Origin of the sequence: Uliginosibacterium paludis (assembly GCF_039631355.1) — a bacterium.
Classification (GTDB): domain Bacteria; phylum Pseudomonadota; class Gammaproteobacteria; order Burkholderiales; family Rhodocyclaceae; genus Uliginosibacterium; species Uliginosibacterium paludis.
This window is the reverse complement of the sequence record NZ_JBDIVF010000002.1, coordinates 42147-62331: the sequence shown is the minus strand read 5'-3', so window position 1 is coordinate 62331 and position 20185 is coordinate 42147. Positions and strand designations below refer to the sequence as shown.

General features: G+C 65.2%; 16 protein-coding genes and 1 riboswitch. Of the genes, 9 read left to right on the top strand and 7 right to left on the bottom strand.

The features are described from left to right. Position 1: 1 nt before the first annotated feature. Positions 2-484, bottom strand: a complete 483-nt coding sequence (locus ABDB87_RS05290; RefSeq protein WP_345924801.1) for a hypothetical protein — start codon at positions 482-484, stop codon at positions 2-4. 137 nt (positions 485-621) lie between these two features. Between ABDB87_RS05290 and ABDB87_RS05285 the strand changes: the two genes are divergently transcribed. After that, positions 622-2043, top strand: coding sequence for an aminotransferase-like domain-containing protein (locus ABDB87_RS05285; protein WP_345924799.1), 1422 nt, complete (start codon positions 622-624; stop codon positions 2041-2043). Between the two features lie 97 nt (positions 2044-2140). Here the strand turns inward: ABDB87_RS05285 and ABDB87_RS05280 are convergent, their stop codons facing one another. Next, positions 2141-3931, bottom strand: a complete 1791-nt coding sequence (locus tag ABDB87_RS05280) for a glycoside hydrolase family 15 protein (protein WP_345924797.1) — start codon at positions 3929-3931, stop codon at positions 2141-2143. Between the two features lie 125 nt (positions 3932-4056). Here ABDB87_RS05280 and ABDB87_RS05275 point away from each other — a divergent pair, with 125 nt between their 5' ends. Genes ABDB87_RS05275 through ABDB87_RS05260 form a run of 4 tightly spaced genes read left to right on the top strand, consistent with a single transcriptional unit; the run spans position 4057 to position 8763 of the window. After that, positions 4057-6288, top strand: a complete 2232-nt coding sequence (locus ABDB87_RS05275; RefSeq protein ID WP_345926048.1) for an alpha,alpha-trehalose-phosphate synthase (UDP-forming) — start codon at positions 4057-4059, stop codon at positions 6286-6288. Further along, on the top strand, positions 6288-7061 hold the full coding sequence (gene otsB, locus ABDB87_RS05270) for a trehalose-phosphatase (RefSeq protein WP_345924795.1): 774 nt from the start codon (positions 6288-6290) through the stop codon (positions 7059-7061). Before ABDB87_RS05275 ends, otsB begins: the two co-directional genes overlap by 1 nt. 20 nt (positions 7062-7081) lie before the next feature. Beyond that, positions 7082-8212, top strand: a complete 1131-nt coding sequence (locus ABDB87_RS05265; RefSeq protein WP_345924793.1) for a mechanosensitive ion channel family protein — start codon at positions 7082-7084, stop codon at positions 8210-8212. Between the two features lie 8 nt (positions 8213-8220). After that, a complete protein-coding gene (locus ABDB87_RS05260; protein WP_345924791.1) occupies positions 8221-8763 on the top strand; it encodes an NADPH-dependent FMN reductase in 543 nt (180 codons plus the stop codon). Positions 8764-8796: 33 nt separating this feature from the next. Here ABDB87_RS05260 and ABDB87_RS05255 read toward each other — a convergent pair whose 3' ends face one another. Both ABDB87_RS05255 and ABDB87_RS05250 read right to left on the bottom strand, forming a co-directional pair. After that, positions 8797-10167 (bottom strand): carbonic anhydrase, encoded by a 1371-nt coding sequence (locus tag ABDB87_RS05255; protein WP_345924789.1) that lies wholly within the window; start codon positions 10165-10167, stop codon positions 8797-8799. 77 nt (positions 10168-10244) lie between these two features. Beyond that, positions 10245-10811 carry a hypothetical protein gene (locus ABDB87_RS05250; RefSeq protein ID WP_345924787.1) on the bottom strand — a complete coding sequence of 189 codons (567 nt, stop codon included), beginning with the start codon at positions 10809-10811 and terminating at the stop codon, positions 10245-10247. A 127-nt stretch (positions 10812-10938) separates the two neighbouring features. Then, positions 10939-11040: riboswitch (TPP riboswitch) on the top strand. 41 nt (positions 11041-11081) lie between these two features. Between ABDB87_RS05250 and thiC the strand changes: the two genes are divergently transcribed. Both thiC and ABDB87_RS05240 read left to right on the top strand, forming a co-directional pair. Continuing rightward, entirely contained in the window at positions 11082-12995 is a 1914-nt protein-coding gene (thiC, locus tag ABDB87_RS05245) for a phosphomethylpyrimidine synthase ThiC (protein ID WP_345924785.1), read from the top strand. Positions 12996-13044: 49 nt separating this feature from the next. Beyond that, on the top strand, positions 13045-14001 hold the full coding sequence (locus ABDB87_RS05240; protein WP_345924783.1) for a DUF1186 domain-containing protein: 957 nt from the start codon (positions 13045-13047) through the stop codon (positions 13999-14001). A gap of 88 nt (positions 14002-14089) precedes the next feature. Here ABDB87_RS05240 and ABDB87_RS05235 read toward each other — a convergent pair whose 3' ends face one another. Beyond that, entirely contained in the window at positions 14090-14560 is a 471-nt protein-coding gene (locus tag ABDB87_RS05235) for a hypothetical protein (protein WP_345924781.1), read from the bottom strand. A gap of 281 nt (positions 14561-14841) precedes the next feature. Between ABDB87_RS05235 and ABDB87_RS05230 the strand changes: the two genes are divergently transcribed. Beyond that, on the top strand, positions 14842-16059 hold the full coding sequence (locus tag ABDB87_RS05230; RefSeq protein ID WP_345924779.1) for a YeeE/YedE family protein: 1218 nt from the start codon (positions 14842-14844) through the stop codon (positions 16057-16059). A 190-nt stretch (positions 16060-16249) separates the two neighbouring features. Here ABDB87_RS05230 and ABDB87_RS05225 read toward each other — a convergent pair whose 3' ends face one another. Continuing rightward, a complete protein-coding gene (locus ABDB87_RS05225) occupies positions 16250-16519 on the bottom strand; it encodes a hypothetical protein (protein ID WP_345924776.1) in 270 nt (89 codons plus the stop codon). A gap of 206 nt (positions 16520-16725) precedes the next feature. Here ABDB87_RS05225 and ABDB87_RS05220 point away from each other — a divergent pair, with 206 nt between their 5' ends. Continuing rightward, positions 16726-18129, top strand: a complete 1404-nt coding sequence (locus tag ABDB87_RS05220) for an aminotransferase class III-fold pyridoxal phosphate-dependent enzyme (RefSeq protein WP_345924774.1) — start codon at positions 16726-16728, stop codon at positions 18127-18129. A 30-nt stretch (positions 18130-18159) separates the two neighbouring features. Here the strand turns inward: ABDB87_RS05220 and ABDB87_RS05215 are convergent, their stop codons facing one another. Then, positions 18160-20055, bottom strand: a complete 1896-nt coding sequence (locus ABDB87_RS05215) for an ABC transporter ATP-binding protein (RefSeq protein ID WP_345924772.1) — start codon at positions 20053-20055, stop codon at positions 18160-18162. Between the last annotated feature and the right edge of the window lie 130 nt (positions 20056-20185).

Below are 20185 nucleotides of genomic sequence, written 5' to 3'. Positions count from 1 at the left end.
CTTATTCCGGATCGCGACGGGCCAGCAGCGGCCGGGGCTGTGCTGCCAGTTCGGCATCGCGGGCATCGACCCGGGCGAAGCGCTGGCTGCCGGGGAGGCTCAGCGCCTTGCGCTCGATGAGCTTCAGGCTCCAGGCGTCGTAGTGATAGGTCGCATCGTCTCCCAGCACCCAGAGGTGGCGGCCACTGGCGTCGAGCGCAAGGTCGCGCACTTCCCGGCGCGCCGGGGCCCGCAGCATGCCGAGCTCACCCACGGTGTGGCGAAGGTGCAGGGCGCGCACTGCGCCGTCCGCCTGGGCCAGGAAGAGCACCTGGCGCGATGCGTCGATGGCCTGCACCGGTGCGGTCTCGAAACCGCGGAACTGTTCGCCCAGCATGGCGAGCAGCGCTGCGGCAGCCAGGCAGGCGGGCAGGAGCATGAGCTGCACCGTGCGGCGGAGTGCCAGGCTGAAGAATGACGAGCGAAGGGAAACCGTGTTCAACATGACGCTGCTCCTGATATGCTGTCTGGAACAGGACAATACCTGACACTTTTTGATCAATACCGGTACAGATTGGCGGGCAATCCGAAGCACTGTACCGGTCGCGCAACCAGCACGGTCATGATGCGGAGAACGAACACATGCAGCAGGTGAGCCTTTCAACGGGCAGCGGCGTGCCGCTGGTAGATCAGATCGTGGGCGCGATTCGCGGCCAGATCGAGGATCGCGTGCTGCGGCCGGGGGCGCGCCTGTCCGCCATCCGTCAGTTCGCCGAGACCCATGGCGTGAGCCGTTTCACCGTGGTTGAGGCCTATGACCGACTGGTGGCGCAGGGTTATGTACAGTCGCGCCGCGGCTCGGGCTTCTATGTGGCCAACCGCAGCCAGCCGCAGTCGGAGCCTGCCGCGCCGCAGACCGAGGCGGGTGTCTTCGACGCCGCCTGGCTGATGCGTCAGGCGATGGATGTCGGCGTCGAGGGCATCCGGGCGAGCGCGGGCTGGCTGCCGCAGAGCTGGCTTGACGAAGAAGGCCTGCGCCGCCAGATGCGCTCCATCCTGCGCCGCGAGAACTCCTCGCTGAGCGACTATGGCGGCCGGCCGCAGGGCTATCTGCCGTTGCGCCAGTACCTGCCTTTCAAGCTCGGCGAAATGGGCATTGCCGCCAAGCCTTCGCAGATCGTGCTCACCCAGGGCGCCACCCAGGCGCTCGACATGGTGATTCACCATTTCGTGCGCCGGGGCGACGCGGTGCTGGTGGATGACCCCGGCTACTTCGCGCTCTACGGCCTGCTGCGGCTGCATGGTGCGCGCCTCATCGGCGTGCCCTGGACCACCGACGGCCCCGATACCGAGGCGCTGGAGCGGCTCGCAGCCGAGCACAAGCCGCGCGTGTATTTCACCCAATCGGTGCTGCACAACCCGACCAGTGCCTGCCTCTCGCCGGCCAACGCCTACCGCATCCTGCAGTGCGCCGAGCGGCATGATTTCCATGTGGTCGAAGACAACACCTACGGGGATTTCCATCCCGGCAGCGCGACGCGACTGGCCGCGCTGGATCACCTGTATCGCGTGATCTACATCAGCAGCTTTTCCAAGACCCTCTCCGGCAACCTGCGCGTCGGCTATCTGGCTGCGCGGCCCGATCTGGCCGAAGCGCTGACCGATGTGAAGGTGCTGATCTCGCTGGCCACGCCCGAGGTGGCCGAGGAGCTCGTGCATCGCATGCTGACCGAGGGGCACTACCGCAAATACCTTGATCGCGTGCGGACCCGGCTGGGCGAAGCCAGTGCGCGCGCCCAGCGGATGATGGACAGGGTGGGTCTGAGGCCTTTCATCTCGCCCGAGGGCGGCATGTTCGTCTGGGCGCAGGTGCCGGGTTGCGACGACGCGATGGATATCGCCGCCGCCGCCGCGAAGGCCGGCATCATCCTCGCGCCCGGTACGCTGTTCAGACCGCAGGGGCAGGCCTCGCCGATGCTGCGGCTCAATGTCGTCTATGCCAGCGACATTCGTGTTGAGCGATTCTTCAAGCAGGCGCTCGATGGCAAGGGCGGCTCGCAGTAAGCGTGACGGCGGGCCCGATTCTCTGACCGGATCCGCCGCCATGTTCTTTGACCTTAAATGACAAAAGCATTGCTGGCCTTCGGTATTGCAGCGCGACTCAGTAGGCCTGATCCCAGCGCCGAGAGAGCCTGAGCGCGCAATTGACCAGGCCGACCATGCTGTAGGTCTGGACGAAGTTGCCCCACTGCTCCCCGGTGGCCTGATTCACGTCTTCCGAGAGCAGTCCCAGCTTGCTGGTGCAGGCCAGCAGGCGCTCGAAGCAGGCGCGTGCTTCCTCCTTGCGACCCAGCGCATGCAGCGCATAGACATACCAGAAGGTGCAGACGAGGAAGGCGTGCTCCGGATGACCGAAGTCATCCCGCTCCACATAGCGGAAGATGAAGTCGCCCCGCTTGAGCTCGCGTTCGATCGCTTCCACCGTGGCGGTAAAGCGCGGATCGTCGGCTTCGAGAAAGCCGAACTCGTTCATCAGCAACAGGCTTGCGTCGAGCGAATCGCCCCCCCATGAGGCGGTGAAGGCCTGGCGCGATTCATCCCAGGCCTGCGCGCAGATGTCGGCATGGATGCGGTCAGCGGAATCCCGCCAGAACGAAGCCCGCTCTTCCAGCCCCAGACGCTTCGCAATGCGGGCCAGGCGGTCGCAGGCGGCCCAGCACATGATGCTGGAATACGTGTGAACACGCGTGAAACCCCGCAGTTCCCAGATGCCGGCGTCGGGCTGGTTGTAGTGCGTGAAGGCCTTGTGGCCCAGTGGCTCGAGCTGATGGAAAAGGTTGGCGTCGCCCGGGTGCTGCAGGCGCGAGTCGAAGAACATGTGGGTGGCGGCCAGCACGGCCGAGCCATAGACATCGTGCTGGATCTGCTCGTAGGCGAGATTGCCGACGCGGACCGGGCCCATGTTGCGATAGCCCGCCAGGGCCGGTGCGAAGCGCTCCAGCAGTCGTGCCTCGCCGCTGATGCCGTAGACCGGCTGCAGCACGCCGCCTTCGGCGGCCGACACCACGTTGAGGATGTAGCTGATATAGCGCTCCATGGTGGTGGTGGCGCCGAGCCGGTTCAGCGCATTCACCACGAAGTAGGCGTCGCGCAGCCAGCAGAAGCGGTAATCCCAGTTGCGGCCCGAGTCCGGATGCTCCGGGATCGAGGTGGTCATCGCGGCGATGATGGCACCGGTGTCGTCGAAGGCATTGAGCTTGAGCGTGATGGCCGAGCGGATGACCTCGTGCTGCCAGTCCACCGGAATGAAGATCGTGCGTACCCAGTCCTGCCAGTAAGCCACCGTCTGGTCGAGAAACTCCCGGCCCGTGGACGCCACCGAGGCCTGCACCGTTTCATCAGGCCCGAGGATGAAGGTGAGCGGGTCGTGCAGATGGAAGAAGCGCGATTCAAGCACTGCATGGATCGAGGCATCGGTGGTCAGGCGCAGCACCGTCGAGGGGCCGACATAGCGGATGTGATGGCTGCCCGAGGTGATGACCGGCTTGAACTCGCCGTATTCGAAGCGCGGGTCGATCTGCACCGAGATGCGCGGATTGCCCGAAACCAGCGCGACCCGCCGCACCAGCATCGAGGGATGGAAGATGCGGCCGTGGAGCCTGAAGCGCGGGGCAAAATCGGTAATCTCGATGCAGCCGCCATGCGAATCATGCAGGCGTGTGCGAAGCACCGCGGTATGACGGATGTATTCCTGCTCGGCGTGTGCGAAGTCCGCCAGGTTGATGCTGAAGGCGCCGCCCTCCTCGTCGTCTGCCGGGTTCAGCAGGCGGCAGAAAACGGGATCCGAATCGAAGCGCGGCAGGCAGGCCCAGACGATCCGGCCGCGTGCGTCGACCAGCGCGCCGATGGCGCTGTTGCCGATGAGACCGTTTTCCAGGGATGTGTCGGACATTGTTGCAGTCTCCTGTCAGAGAGCGCCTCATTCCGCCTTGTCAAGGTTCCGGATGAGGGAAGCAGGGGATATCCTGTCGTGACGTCGGGGCATGCTTCCCGCGCCACACGAGGAATCCGGTCGTGATGAAATCATTGAGGCTCCAGCTGCGGTTTCTTCTGCCGCTCGCCCTGCTGCTTGTTGCTGCAGCGTATATCACCGTCCCGCTGATGGACAGGCTGACCTTGCGTTGGTTCCTTCGGGATCTCGACATCCGTGCCACCTTCGTGGCCGACACGTTGCGCGGCAACCTTTCCATCCTGCCCGGCGAGCTCACGCTCGAAACCATGCAGGCGGAATTCAACCGGGCCAACCGTGACGAACGCCTGCTCGGCATCGCGCTGTGTGACAGCCAGAACGCCATGCTGCTGCGCACGCCGAGCTTCCCCGAGGGCGTCGAGTGCAGCCTGGTGGGCAATCCGGCGCCTACGCAGTCCAGGGTGCTGCCCTTGCGCCAGGGCGAGATCCATGTGGCCGTCGCGCCTTTCAACATCGGCGCCTTCAGCGACGACCGCCTCGTCGTGCTCCACGACCTCTCGTACGTGCATCGGCGCACGGCCGATTCGCGCGATTACCTCATCATGTTCTTCGTCGGTCTGGGGCTGGCGATCGCATTGGTGACCGTGCTGGTGGCCCACATCAGCTGGCGCGGCTGGGTGGCCGGCACGCGTGCGCTGCTGCGCGGCGAGAGTCTGCTCAAACCCTTTCAGCCGCCGCCCGAGATGCAGGGGGTGGCCAACGAGTTGCGTGCCATGCTGCGCGAAATGGACGAGGAACGGCGCATCCGGCTGCATGCCGAGGCCTGGAGTGCCGAGCGCCTGCGCAATCTGCTCAACACCGAGCTGCGCGGCGAGCAGGTGATCGTGGTCTCCAACCGTGAGCCCTACATCCACACGCACAAGGATGACAAGGTAGTGGTCAGCCGGCCGGCCAGCGGTCTGGTCACCGCGATCGAGCCGGTGATGCGCGCCTGCTCGGGCACCTGGATCGCCCATGGCAGCGGGGATGCGGACCGCGAGACGGTTGACCGCCACGATCATGTGCAGGTGCCGCCCGATGACCCCAGCTACACCCTGCGCCGGATCTGGCTCAGCGAGGATGAGGAGCAGGGCTACTACTACGGTTTTGCCAATGAAGGCATGTGGCCGCTGTGCCATCTGGCCCACACCCGGCCGGTTTTCCGCCTCTCGGACTGGGAGTTCTACCGCAAGGTCAATCAGCGCTTTGCCGATGCGGTGGTGGCCGAGGCACGCACCGAAGATCCGGTGGTGCTGATCCAGGATTACCACTTCGCACTGCTGCCTGCGATGCTGCGCGAAAAGCTGCCCAATGCCACCATCATTACCTTCTGGCACATCCCATGGCCCAACCCCGAATCTTTCGGCGTCTGCCCCTGGCATCAGGAAATCCTGCGCGGCATGCTCGGCAGCTCCATTCTCGGCTTTCACACCCGCTTTCACTGCCGCAACTTCCTGGAGTCGGTGGACCGCTTCATGGAGGCGCGCATCCGGCTCGAGGAATCCACCATCACGTTCGATGGCGAGCTCACGCAGGTGAAGAACTATCCGATCTCGATCCACTGGCCGGATGCCGAGGAAGCCGCCTCGTGGCCCGCCATCGACACCTGTCGAAGCGCGCTGCGCAAGCGTCTTGGCGTACCCGAGGATCATCTGGTGGCCGTCGGGGTCGATCGTTTCGACTATACCAAGGGCATTATCGAGCGCTTCAACGCGGTCGACCGGCTGATCTCGAAATACCCGGAGCTGCGCGGCCGCTTCACCTTTGCGCAGTTCGCCGCACCAACGCGTTCGGCGCTCGACGAGTATCAGCTCTTCGTGCATCAGGCGGTGGCGCTGGCCGAGCGCATCAACAAGCGTCATGGCCGCGATGGCTGGCAACCGATCCAGCTGATTGCCGAAAACCAGAACGCGGAAGAGGTGAATTCCCACTACCGCGGGGCCGACGCCTGCGTGGTGACCAGCCTGCATGACGGCATGAATCTGGTGGCCAAGGAGTTCGTTGCGGCGCGCGACGATCTGCGCGGTGCACTGGTGCTTTCCGAATTTACCGGTGCGGCGCGGGAACTCGAGGCCGCATTGATCGTCAATCCCTACGACGTGGAAGTGACTGCTGACGCGATCTACAAGGCACTCACGATGTCACGCGAGGAACAGGCGGCGCGCATGCGCAGCCTGCGTGCCATCGTCAGTGAAGACAACATTTATCGCTGGGCAGCGAACATGCTGCTCGATGCAGCCCGCATGCGACGTACCGAGCGCATCAGCGCCCGCATCGTTTCCAGCGGGGAGATGCGCTGATGCAAACCCTGTTTTCTCCTGCGGGCGAGGCCGCGATGCATGAGGCCCTGAGCCTGCGTCCGCTGCTCGCGCTGGATTTTGACGGCACCCTGGCGCCCATCGTGGGCGATCCGTCTGCCGCACGGGCGTCGGCCCGGACCGCCGAGGTGCTGAGCCGGCTGGTACGCCAGCTGCCGGTAGCCATCGTGACCGGGCGCGCGGTGGCCGATGTGGTCGGCCGGCTGGGCTTCAATCCGCAGTTCGTGGTCGGCAATCACGGTGCGGAAGGCCTGCCCGGCACGGACCTGCGGGACCTGCCGCCCGAGCTGGACCTGTGGCGGGCCCGCATCATGGGTGACTTCCGCGCGCAGCTGGAGCAGGCGGGCGTGATGATCGAGGACAAGGGGCATTCCATGTCTTTCCACTATCGCCACGCCCCGGATCGCGAGGCCGCCCGCGACGCCATCCACGCGGCGATCCGCGCGCTGCAGCCGGCGCCGCGCGTGATCGGCGGCAAGTGCGTGATCAATCTGCTGCCGGCTGATGCGCCTGACAAATTCCGGGCGGTCAGCACGCTGCTGCGCATCTCCGCTTGCGGCAGTGTCATCTTCGCGGGCGATGATCTGACCGACGACGTGGTGTTCGAGCACGCGCCGGCGCACTGGCTGACGATCCGCGTCGACGAGAAACCGGGATCGCGCGCGCGCTTCAGCCTGAGCGGCCAGCACCAGGTGCTGAGCTTTCTGGAGCGTCTGGAGGCGATGACGGCCACCTCGATGCTTTCACCCGACTGAACAGGAAAGGACGCCTGCGGATGCAGACACTGCAATACATCCTGAACCGCAACTCGATTCAGGAAATCATCTATGCGCTGGGGCTTGCCGGCATCATGCTGCTGGCATTGCTCTTCGTGCGCCGGGTGGTCGTCACCCGCCTCAAACGCCTGAGCCGCCTGACCGTTGTCATCTGGGACGACGTGCTGGCCGATGTGCTCGAATCCACCAAACTTCCCTTCCTCGTCTGGCTCTCGGTGCTCGCTGGGCTCACGCAGATCGTGCTGCCCGAGAGCATCCGCTCGCTGCCCTTCAAGGCGATGATGATCCTGCTGATCCTGCAGGCCGGCATCTGGTGCTCGCGGGCGGTGAGCAGCTGGGTCGGGCTGCGTCTGGCCGTGAGCAAGGAAGCGGGTGACGGGGCGGCGCTGACCAACTTCGGCGTGATCTCGTTCATCCTGCGCATCGTCGTCTGGGTGGTCACGCTCCTGCTGCTGCTCGACAATCTCGGCGTCAATATCACCACGCTGATCGCCAGCCTCGGGATCGGCGGCGTGGCGGTGGCGCTGGCCCTGCAGAACGTGCTGGGCGATCTCTTCGCCTCGCTCTCGATCGCAATCGACAAGCCCTTCATGGTGGGAGACTTCATCGTGGTCGACAGCTTCTCGGGCACCGTGAAGCATGTGGGCCTCAAGACCACGCGGCTGCAGAGTCTCTCCGGCGAAGAGCTGGTGTTCTCCAACAACGACCTGCTCAAGAGCCGCGTGCGCAACTTCAAGCGCATGAATGAGCGGCGCATCGCATTCGGATTCGGAGTGACCTATGACACGCCGCCCGAGGTGCTGCTGCGGCTCAACGAGGAGATCAAGGCCATCGTGAATCGCCAGTCCGGCGTGCGGCTTGATCGCGCGCATTTCAAGGGCCTCGGGGCTTCCAGCCTCGACTTCGAGATCGTCTATTACATGCTGGTGCCCGATTACGCTGCCTATATGGATACGCAGCAGGCCATCAATCTCGCCTTGCTGGAATACTGCAACGCGCAAGGCATCGGCTTTGCCTTTCCGACCCAGACGCTGCATGTTTCAAGCCTGCCCGAGCCGTTTGTCCGGGCTGGCGCGCCTGAGCCCGGCAAGGCGCCCGTGCCTGCTCCGCAAACCGGTTCCGATTCCTGAAAGGACAGATGATGAGCACACTGAAGTTCCTTGGCATCGCAGGCAGCCTCCGCAAGCAATCGACCAACAAGGGGCTGTTGCGCGCAGCCCAGGCGCAGTTGCCGGAAGGCGTTACGCTGGACATCGCGGAGCTGGGCGATGTCCCGTTCTACAACGCCGACATCGCGGACAAACCCGCCAGCGTGCAACGGGTGCTGGCGCAGATCGGGGCGGCGGATGCGCTGGTGCTGGCCTCCACCGAGTACAACTACTCGATCGCGCCGGCATTGAAGAACATTCTCGACTGGGCTTCGCGCGAGCCGGGCAATGCTCTGCTGGCCGGCAAGCCGGCGGCAATCATGAGTGCGGCGGGCGGCATGGGCGGCTCGCGCGCGCAGTATCACCTGCGCCAGGTCTGCGTGTTTCTTGACCTGCGCCTGATCAACAAGCCTGAAGTCTTCGCCAACGCCTTTGCCGGCGGCTTTGATGCCGAAGGCAATCTGAACGATGCCAATATCATCAAGCTGATCGCTCAGCAGATGGAGGCACTCGTGACGGCCGCGAAGAAGTGAGTGACCCGGCCGGCCGCGAGGCCGGCCTCATGCTCAGCGCGATTCCTTGATGATCCGGCCGTTGGCCGGCTGGATCGGTCGCGCATTGCCGGCATGAAAGCGGTGGAATACGGCGATCTGCTCGCGCGAGAGTTCCACCGGCTGCTTGAGTACCAGCCAGAGCACGCCCTCGGTGCACGGGGGCGTGGTCAGCGAACCCATGTAGGCGTAGTAATCCCGGTTGGCCGGCAGGATGTCGGCAATCGCGATCGACTGGTTCGGCATGTATTCCTGGTTGCGCTCCAGCGGCAGGTTGTTCCACAGCGTCTGGATCAGCGGATTCGGTTTGCCTTCCTGCAGCAGCACGGCAACGACGGCCAGATTGCCTTCCACGTCACGGTGCACCATGTGCATCACCATGTCATAGCTTCGCCCTTCGACGCGCTCTTCCGAGGGGCTGTGGAAGTGGAACTGCAGCAGCTCGTAGCGCTTGCCCATCACCGAGAGCCGTGAGCCCGCGCCATAGCTCACCTGGATGGTGTGGCCGTTGTCGACGATGCGGAAGAAGGATGTCTTGTAGTCGAAATCCAGCGCTTCCTGATTGACCTTGATACCGTCCCGGATGTCGATCGGTGATTGCCGCTTGCCGTTGCGGCAGGCGCTGTTGGCCGGATCCAGCGAGGCCCAGGCCTCAGGGCCGGAGTCGCCGCCGTAGCTCCAGTGCCGGTCGTGGCCGGCCGGGGCAGGTGCGGCCTCGGCGGCGGGTTTCGCACCGCGTGCACTGGCGCGGGGCGCGACGGGCTGGCGCAGCACGCCTGGTGGAATGCTGCCGCTGCGCTGCGTCACCGGCGGTGGCACGGGCACCACGGCTGCGGGCTGGGTCGTGACCGGCAGCTTGTCGATGGCCGGCACGATCTTGCCGTGCTGGGCGTTTTCGTCACTGATGAGGCGCGGGTCATGCTGGCTGGCCTCTGCTGCACGCCGGCCGGCTTCGCGGGCGAATTCTTCCAGGCTGCGCGGCTTGCCGGTCTTGCGGGCGACCGCCTTGGGGAGCGGGCAGATTTCCCGGAAAACCCGCTCGTCTGCGGTGCCCGGGCGAATCGGGCTGCGCTCCGGCGTCTTGATCACCTCTTCACGCAGGATCTGGCCCTGGGCGGAGAGATAGACGCGCTTGACCACTTCGAAGGCGCTGTCGCGGCAGTCGTAGCGATTGAGCGTGCGCAGGGTCTTGTAGCCGGCCTGTGCGGCCTGCGAGTCAGCGAGCTGGATGCGCGCCCAGGCGACCCGGGTTCCGCCATCGGAATCCAGGATGCTGCTGCGGTCCACATCAACGGTGCGGACCGGGTCGGTGGCAACGGTGGTCCAGTCGGCGGCCATGGCGCTGGTGGTCAGGCTGGTCAGCAAGAGGAGGATGAGCTTGCCCATGGCGAAGTCCGGATCGAGTGCATGTCGACCTGTTCTAACGGCAGCCCGGTCGCCTGGCTTGAGGGGCTGCCGACCGTTCAGGGGATGACGTAGAGCCGGTAGCGATAGGGCAGGGTTTCACGCAGACCGATGCGCCCGCCAGGGGTTTCGCGCGCCAGATCGGCGTCGCGGGTATAGACGCGGATGTTGGCCGAAGGCTGGGCGAGCAGGGTGTCGCTGTCACACTGGATGCCGATGCTGCTTTGCTGCCGGCGGGCACAGGCGGCAAGCCAGGCGGGACCCTGGATCGGCGGCGGTGCCTTCTTCGCCGCAGGGGCTGCGGTTTTCGGCGGCTCGGCCGCGGGCGCGGGCGGCTCGCCCGCCGGGCCGACGGTCTCCGCGCTCAATACCGGGCTCGCCGGCACCGGCAGGCCGGGGGGCGTCCGGGTCTTTTCCGGTTTTGTCTTCGCCTTGCTGCTGCGGGGCGCCGGTTTGGGGGCCGGCTTGGGTACCGGCAGCACGATGGGGGCCGGCGGCTGCTCTTCCGGCTCGATGACGGGCGCGGGCGGTGGTGGCGGCGGCAAGGGCTTTTCAGGGGCCTGGAGGCAGCCGGAAAGGCTGCCCAGCAGGCACAGCATGATCAGGACATGGCGGCTGTTTGGCATGGCGGGGGTCGTCTGGTTCGGCCTTTTCCGGCCGGTTCCCCCGATAACGGCAGGGCGCTTGCGGATTTGACCGGGCCCCGACGAAGGGGCGCTGCTTGTCTCTGCGCGCGGATTTCAGTATGGTGCTGCGATTCGCCGGGGGTCCGTCCGCATTCCAGCAGATGGTGAGAAATACCCTTGGAACCTGATCCGGATCATGCCGGCGTAGGGAAGGCGACATGGCGCTTGCCGTGCGTGCATTCCCTCACCCCAACCAGAGGAAGCACAGCCATGAACGCCAAGGAACAATTCTCCGCCTCGTCTGCCCATGTGGACGAAGCCGCGATCCAGCCCCTGCCCAATTCCCGCAAGGTGTATTTCACCGGCTCGCGTGAGGACATCCGCGTGCCGATGCGCGAAATCTCGCAGGCGGATACCCCGACCGCTTTCGGCGGCGAGAAGAACCCGCCGATCTACGTCTATGATTGCTCCGGCCCTTATACCGACCCGACGGTGAAGGTGGACGTGCGCGATGGCCTCGCGGCCCTGCGTGCGAAATGGATCGAGGAGCGTGCCGACACCGAACAGCTCGACGGCATGACCAGCGACTACGGCCGTGCCCGCGAGGCCGACAAGAGCCTCGACGCCCTGCGCTTCAACCTGCAGCGGAAGCCGCGCCGCGCCAAGGCGGGTGCGAATGTCACCCAGATGCACTACGCGCGCCGCGGCATCATCACGCCGGAGATGGAATACATCGCCATCCGCGAGAACCTCAACCGCGCCGCCTACATCGAATCGCTCAAGGCTAGCGGCCCCAACGGCGAGAAGATGGCCGCCTTCATGGGCCGCATCCACAAGGGCCAGAATTTCGGAGCCGCGATTCCGGACGTGATCACGCCCGAGTTCGTGCGTGACGAAGTCGCCCGTGGCCGCGCCATCATCCCGGCCAACATCAACCACCCCGAGAGCGAGCCGATGATCATCGGCCGCAACTTCCTCACCAAGATCAACGCCAACATCGGCAACAGCGCCGTGACTTCCTCGATTCAGGAAGAAGTCGACAAGCTCACCTGGTCGATTCGCTGGGGCGGCGACACGGTGATGGACCTCTCCACCGGCAAGAACATCCACGAAACGCGCGAATGGATTCTGCGCAACAGCCCCGTGCCCATCGGCACCGTGCCGATCTATCAGGCGCTGGAAAAGGTCAATGGCAAGGCTGAGGATCTCACCTGGGAAATCTTCCGCGACACCCTGATCGAGCAGGCCGAGCAAGGCGTCGACTACTTCACCATTCATGCCGGCGTGCTATTGAGATACGTGCCGATGACCGCCAACCGCATGACCGGCATCGTGTCGCGTGGCGGCTCCATCATGGCAAAGTGGTGCCTCGCCCATCACAAGGAAAACTTCCTCTACACGCACTTCGAAGACATCTGCGAAATCATGAAGGCCTATGACGTCAGCTTCTCGCTCGGCGACGGCCTGCGCCCCGGCTCGATCTGGGACGCCAATGACGAAGCCCAGCTCGGCGAATTGAAGACCCTCGGCGAACTCACCGAGATCGCGTGGAAGCATGACGTGCAGGTGATGATTGAAGGCCCCGGCCACGTGCCGCAGCAGCTCATCAAGGAGAACATGGACCTGGAGCTGGAGTGGTGCAAGGAAGCGCCCTTCTACACCTTGGGGCCGCTCACCACCGACATCGCGCCGGGCTACGACCACATCACCAGCGCCATCGGCGCCGCGCAGATCGGCTGGTACGGCTGCGCCATGCTCTGCTATGTCACGCCCAAGGAACACCTGGGTCTGCCGAACAAGGACGACGTGAAGGCCGGCATCATCGCCTACAAGATCGCCGCGCACGCTGCGGACCTCGCCAAGGGCCACCCGGCCAGCCAGATCCGCGACAACGCGATGAGCAAGGCGCGCTTCGAGTTCCGCTGGGAAGACCAGTTCAACCTCGGCCTCGACCCCGACACCGCACGCAGTTATCACGACGAAACCCTGCCGCAGGAAGGCGCCAAGGTCGCGCACTTCTGCTCGATGTGCGGCCCGCATTTCTGCTCGATGAAGATCACCCAGGACGTGCGCGACTTCGCTGCCGCCCAAGGCATCAGCGAGCAGGACGCGTTCGCGAAAGGCATGGAGACCAAGTCGGTCGAATTCGTGAAAACCGGCGCCAAGGTCTATCACAAGCTCTGAGCGTCCCCGAGCCGGCCAGGCCGGCTCGGCCCTGTTCCTGAAAAATCCCATGAGCATGAATGACGAATCCGGTCAGATCGAACAACTGATCGCTGATCTGAACGGGCTGGCACCGCAGACCCTGTGGTCCAGGCTGCGGCCGCATCTGCTGAGCTGTGAACAGGGCTTTCCCTATCAGGCGCTGGGCATGGCCCTGATCGCGCAGGAGCGACTGGCGCCGCTGTGGGTGGCAGAGCTGGAGGCCTTTGCGCAGGATCACTCGCTGGTCACCGACGATTGCGTGCTCCACCTGCACCTCATGGTCATGCTTGCGGCATGCCGTGATACGCGGGCTTTTGCGCCGCTGCTCAGCTTGTGTTCGCTGAGCGAGTCCGAGTCGGAAGAGATCCTGGGAGATTTCTCGACTTCGGTGATGGCGCGTGCGCTGGCGGCTGTTTCGGGTGGCTCAGTCCAGCCGCTGCTCGACCTTGCCGACAGGCAGGACGTGTCGGTGTGGTTGCGCGGCGCGGCCCTGCACGCCCTGACGGTTCGCGCTCAGGAAGGGGAATCCGACCGGACGGAGACGGCGCGCACCCTGCTGGCCTGGGCGGAAGCCGAGGTGGCAAGACTGGACACTGGTCTGGCGGATGACGCGGAGGTGCTCAATTCCGTTGTCATTGACTTGTGTGAGCTGTGCTGCGTCGAGGCAGAGCCAGCCATCCGGCGCTGGTGCGAAGCCGGTTTGATCAGCGACGATCTGCAGGGTGATCTTTCCGCCATCGGCAGCCTCTTGCGGCGGGATTTCGACGAGGTCTGCCGGGATGCTCGCGAGCGAGGCCTGCTCTACATCACCGACGCGGCCACCGAACTGCAGGACTGGGCCATGTTCCATAGCACGGATTCAGACCCTGGGGCCTGGTATTTCGACGAGCCGCAAACCTTTGTGCGTGAAGCGCCGAAGGTGGGGCGCAACGACCCTTGTCCCTGCGGCAGCGGGAAGAAATTCAAGAAGTGCTGCGGCGCCTGAGCCCGTATTGCATCGGGCGCGGGCGAGCCACAGCGATCGCTGCCCCTGTTTCCCTTGTGTTCGCGTCGGAGCAGGAAGCAAGTCCGGATCAGGGTTTCGCAACTGGCACGAAGGGGGCGACAGATTCAGCGCCCTCGAAGAATTTCCGGGCGGTCTCGCGGTCTTCCTCGTCCGGCGTGTAGGTCTGCCAAGGCGCATCCGGGCCCTTGCGATAACGCACTTGCCGACCGGCGATGTCGAACTCGTATTCCGGATACACCTCGCGCAAGCTGTAGAACATGGCCGGCGTAAAGAAGAGGATGCTGCTGGCGAGATAGCCGCCGTTGAATTTCAGCGGCAGCACGCCATACAGCGGTTCCTGCCCCGGTGCTTCAGCCTTGAATTCGTCGTAGCCGAAGCTGCGCGTGGCGCGGGTGACCTGACGCGGGGCGCTGCGGTCAGCGTCGCCGGCGATGCGTACGCTGCCGCCGGCCTGTGTGGTGGAGAGGGTGGTGACGGCCGAGCAGGCCGACAATGTGCAGAGCATGGTGGCCAGGCCGAGTGTCTTGAGATTCGTCATCAGAAAGTTTCCGGGCGGATTGAGTGAGTCCGCCGTGTGCGGGCGGCATGGTCCCCATTCTGGGCGCACGGGCTCGGGCTGACTGTCACAGCGTGTGGCGCAGCATCGCCCGGGGCTGTCACCGCAAATCAGGCGAGGGCATAAGCACATGAACATCCGGGGCTGTTGTCCGGGGCGGCAGGGCAGGATAATGCCCGTTCCGGTGCAGACCGGACGCCGCGGACACCTGCCACCCGATGATGCAGCGTGCCGCCTTCCTCCCTCGTTCAGAAAGTTCCCTCATGAATGTTTCCTCTCAAGCCCTCGCGCTGCCGGCCGTGGATCGCCGGCCGCTGCTCGCATCACTGGCTGCCGTGCTGCTCGGCACGCTTTTTCTCTGGTCGCAGGTCAGCGGCAAGCAGGCCCTGATCGCGCTGGTTGGCGTGGCCATGGGCGTGTCGCTCTATCACGCGGCCTTCGGTTTCACCCGCGGCTGGCGCTGGTTCGTGGCAGATCGCCGCGGTGATGGTCTGCGTGCGCAAATGCTGATTCTGGCGCTGGGCGTGCTGCTGTTCTTCCCGGTGCTGGCGAGCGGCAGCTTTCTGGGTGACCCGGTGAAAGGGCTGGTGTCGCCGGTCGGCCTGTCGGTGGTGCTGGGGGCTTTCCTGTTCGGTATCGGCATGCAGCTCGGTGGCGGCTGCGCCTCGGGCACGCTGTTCGCCGTGGGCGGTGGCAGCACGCGGATGATCGTCACGCTGCTGTTCTTCATCGTCGGTTCAGTGCTGGCCACCGCGAACTTCGACTGGTGGTCGAAGCTGCCGCAGTTCGCGCCGGTGTCGGTGATCCAGCTGTGGGGTCTGCTGCCGGCACTGCTGGTGAATCTGGCGGTGTTCGGGCTGATCGCCTGGGGCGTCACGGTGGCAGAAAAACGCCATCACGGCCGCCTCGTGGCTTCCGCGAGGGAAACCGAAACGCCGGCCAGTCTGCTGCGCGGGCCCTGGCCTTTGGTGTGGGGCGGCGTGGCGCTGGTGCTGCTGAACTTCGCCACGCTGGCGCTGGCGGGCCGGCCCTGGGGTATCACTTCGGCCTTCGCGCTGTGGGGGGCGAAATCGCTCGTGCTGACGGGTGTGGCTGATCCGGCGGCATGGAGCTTCTGGCAGGTGCCGACCCAGGCCAAGGCGCTGGCTGCGCCGTTCTGGGCTGACGTGACCTCGGTTCAGGACATCGGCATTGTGCTCGGCGCGCTCGCCGCAGCCTGTGCGGCCGGCAAGTTCGCGCCGGTCTGGCAGATTCCGCCGCGTCAGCTGGCGGCATCGGTGCTGGGCGGCCTGCTGCTGGGCTACGGTTCGCGTCTCGCCTATGGCTGCAACATCGGCGCCTACTTCAGCGGCATCCTCTCCGGCAGTCTGCATGGCTGGCTGTGGCTGGTCTGCGCGTTTGCCGGCAGTGCCATCGGCGTGCATCTGCGTCCGCTGTTCGGCATGCAGAACGAGAAGGTCAGCGACAGCCGCGGCTGCTGAGCCGGGGCGCTGCACACGGGGCGTGTCCGCCTCGTGTTAGCACGGGTCTTCGAGCAGACATGCGCTCGCATCAGGCCGCATCGCGCCGGGTCGGATGCGGCTTTTCCGCCGGGTGGATGAGCCCGGCCCGTCTCTGCGGGTGCCGCCTCAGCCGCGGCCCGCAGCACGGCTCACCGGATCGCTGAGCCCCTTATTCCCTCGGCTGAGCCAGCTGGCGCCGGCTGAGATCATCACCGAGTTCCTTGACCCGTGCTTCGTCCGCCTTGATCTCTTCGGTGGTGCGGCACTTGGTACGCGGAATATTGGTGCCCACCAGGGTTTCGCGCGCGCAGAAAACCTTGGGCGCGTCGTCGCCGGATTTCGGGGCGGAGGAGCAGGCACCCAGTGTGAGGGTCAGCAGGCCGGCAGCGAGGAGTCGGGCCGGCAGTTGCGCGCGGCGGGAGAGGAGCATCTTGTTCATGTTCAGCTTCGTGCGTCGATGGGTTTTTCTGGATGGGGCGCAGCAGGCATCGTCTGCCGCTGGCCACCCGATGATAGCGGCTATCCCCGGCAGGAAAAGCCCGCGTTTCGATATGTCGGATATATCCCCGCTGGATTGCGCGGCAGAGGCCGCGGCGCATTCCATTAGCGCCCCTGATCTTCGATCGGCCTTACTCATGCTGCTTGATGCAGCAGGGCTTTGGTCGCAGGCTCGATGGCCTGCCCATTGCCCCTGTCCGCATCATGATCCATCCCCAGCCTCGCAGCCGCGCCATGCTCGACGAGCTCGCGCACTATGTCATCGCCGAACCCAAACCCTTTGCGCTAGACCTGCGCGCCTCGCGCGGCATGTGGCTCGCCACCGTGGACGGCACGCGTCTGATGGACTGGTGCGGCCTCTACGGCTCGCGCCTGCTGGGCTACAACCATCCGCGCCTGTACGAGCCGGCCTATCTGGAGCGGCTGGGCTTTGCGGCGAACAACAAGATGGCGAACCCGGACTTCCTGACTCAGGAGTGCCTGGACTACTACCGCCTGCTGCACCGCCTGGCCCCCGAATGCATGCGCGGCCAGCGCGTGGAGGTGTATGCGGTGAACTCCGGCGCCGAGGCGGTGGAGAACATGATGAAGTACCTGATCAACCTGCATCAGAAGAAGCTGCAGGAGAAGGGGCACACGCCGCCGAACCGGCGCTTCATCTATTTCGAGCAGGCTTTCCACGGCCGTACCGTGTATGCGCTGAACATTACCAAGCTTGCCAACGACCCGATCGCCACCCGCGATTACCAGGGCATCATCCAGGGCAACCTGCAGGTGCCGTTTCCTGAATACGACGCGCGCCGCAGCGATGCGGAAAACGAGGTCGAGGTTGATCGCTGTCTCGCGAATCTCGACTACCTGATGCGCACCTATGGCGACGAGATCGTCGGCGTGATCCTGGAGCCGATGCAGGGCGCGGGCGGGCACCGCATCGCCCTGCCGCGCTTCTATCGCGAGCTGTCGGTGCTATGTCAAAGGCATGGCGTGAGCTGGGGGCTGGATGAAGTGCAGACCTCCGGCGGCCAGACCGGCAAGGTATTCTGCATCGACCTCTACGACGTGCCGCATCCGCCGCAGGCGATTGCCACCGCGAAGAAGTTCGGCAATGGCGTGGTCTACATGCTCAATCCGATGGAAGACGTTGGCGTGCTCGATTCCACCTGGGGCGGCAGCCTCGCCGACATGGTGCGTTTCGTGCAGGAGTGGCAGATCGTGGAAGACGAAGCCCTCGTCGAACAGGTGCCCGCCAAGACAGCCCGGCTGGTGGCAGGTCTTGCGCGGCTATGCCAAAAGCATCCTGAACGCGTTGCCAACGTGCGCGGGCTGGGGCTCTATCAGGGCTTCTCGCTGGTGAATCCGGCAGACAAGGGCCGCCTGCTTCAGATTGCGCTGGAGCAGGAAGATCTCTTGCTGCTTGGCGCCGGCACGCGCAGCATCCGCTTCCGCCCGCCCATCGACGTGAGCGAGGCCGAGATAGATCTGATGCTCGACAAGCTGGGGCGCACGCTCGACACCCTTGCGCTGAAAGAGGCCGAAGCGATGAGCGTCTGAGCGCGGCCCCGTGCAAAGCGGCCGGCGAGCTCAGCCGGGCAGATGGGGCGGCGGCTCGTCCTCCGGCTCCGGCTCGCGTTCGGGCAACTCGCCCTCTGCCGCTGGGGCGGTGTCAGGCGGGGCCGAGACTTGCGGCAGGAAGCCGCCCGCCTGCCGGCTCCACAAGCGCCAGTAAGCGCCATGGCGCGCCAGCAGTTCGGCATGGCTGCCGTCTTCCACGATACGACCGGCATCGAACACCAGAATGCGGTCCAGATGCGCGATGGTCGAGAGCCGGTGCGCCACCACGATCACCGTCTTGCCGCGCATCGCCTTGTCCAGCGCCTGCTGGATCGCCTGCTCGGTCAGCGAGTCGAGGGCCGAGGTCGCTTCATCCAGCACCAGCACCGGCGCATCCTTGAGGATCACGCGCGCGATCGCGATGCGCTGGCGCTGTCCGCCTGAGAGCTTCACGCCGCGTTCACCCACAAAGGCCTCATAGCCCTCCGGCAGCGCCTGGATGAATTCGTCGGCCAGCGCCTTGCGGGCCGCTTCGATGACGTCGGCATCGTCTGCCTCAGGCCGGCCGTAGCGGATGTTCTCGCGCAGCGAGCGATGGAAGAGGCTCGGGTCTTGCGGGATCAGGCCGATCTGGCTGCGCAGCGCGTCTTGCGTGAGATCGGTGATCGGCATGCCATCGATGCGGATCGTGCCGGCCTGTACGTCATAGAGCCGCAGCAGCAGGCTCACGAAGCTCGACTTGCCCGAGCCCGAGAGCCCCACCAGCCCCACACGCTGGCCCGCCGGGATATCGACCGACAGATGCTCGAACACCGGCTTGCCCGGCGTGTAGCCGAAACTCACATCCTCAAAGCGGATGTGCCCCTGCGTGATCGCGCGGGCCTGCGCCTGCGGCGCATCGACCAGCTCATGCTCGCAGACCAGCGTGCGCACGCCGTGCGCCACATTGCCGGCATGGTCGAAAAACTCCAGCAGGCGGCGCGCCAGGTTGCGCGCTTCATTGATCAGCAGCAGCGAGAGGCTCACCGCCATCACGAAGTCGCCCACCGCGATGTGTCCGCTGCTCCACAGCCGCAGCGCGAACCACAGCATGCCCACCTTCAGCGCGGCAGCTGCCGAGAACTGGAACCAGCGAATGCGTTCGGCATACTCTGACGAGACCCGGATCGTGCGGTATTCCGCTTCCAGGCGCTGATCCAGATTCTCGCGCTCATGCTTCATCCGCGCGAAGAGCCGCACGCTGAAACTGTTGGTGATCGAGTCCACCATCACGCCGGTCGTTTCGCTGCGTGCCGCCGCCCCCTTGAAGGCATAGGGCTGGCAGCTGCGTGCGAGCCAGAAGGCACAGGCGATGAAAGCGACAGACCAGCCCAGCGAAAACAGGCCCAGCTCCACATGTGCGCGAAACAGCAGCACCGTGGCCACCGAGAGCGAAATGAAGATCGGCCAGAACTCGGTTGCCGCGATCCACAGCAACTGCAGCGTGCCCATCGAGGTCTCGCTGATCCGGTGCGCCAGCGCACCCGCGAAGTTGTTGCTCATGTAGCGGTGCGAATGGTGCTGCAGATAGTGGTAGAGCGCGCGCGCCACACCCTGCCGGATACGCGGCCCGGTGCGGATCTGGATCGCCCCCACGATCCGCCCCAGCACCACCTCCGCCACTGCCAGCCCCACGAAGAGCATCAGCGGCCCGCTCAAGGCCGCCCATTGCGAAGCGCCCGGCGCGGGCGTGGCGGTCACCGTGCGGATGATGCGCGAGAGCACATAGGGCATCAGGATCGCGCAGCCCGAACTCAGCGCTTCAAAGAGCACCATCGCCGCATAAGGGCGGCGGAAAGCGTGTAGGGCGCGCAGCACGAAAGCCAGCGTCCCCGTCGGCAGCGCCGGCGCATCCGCCGCCCGCCGGAAAGAAGTCTGTGTCGTCATCTGAAAAGCCCGCACGACCCGAAACGCATGCATGGCCGCGTCATGCTACGCCTCTTGGCGAGCGCAGGGCGTTGAGAGTGGGAAGTGGGGTGTCGGGCGACGGATGCAGGGGGGCTGGCGAAGCGGAAGC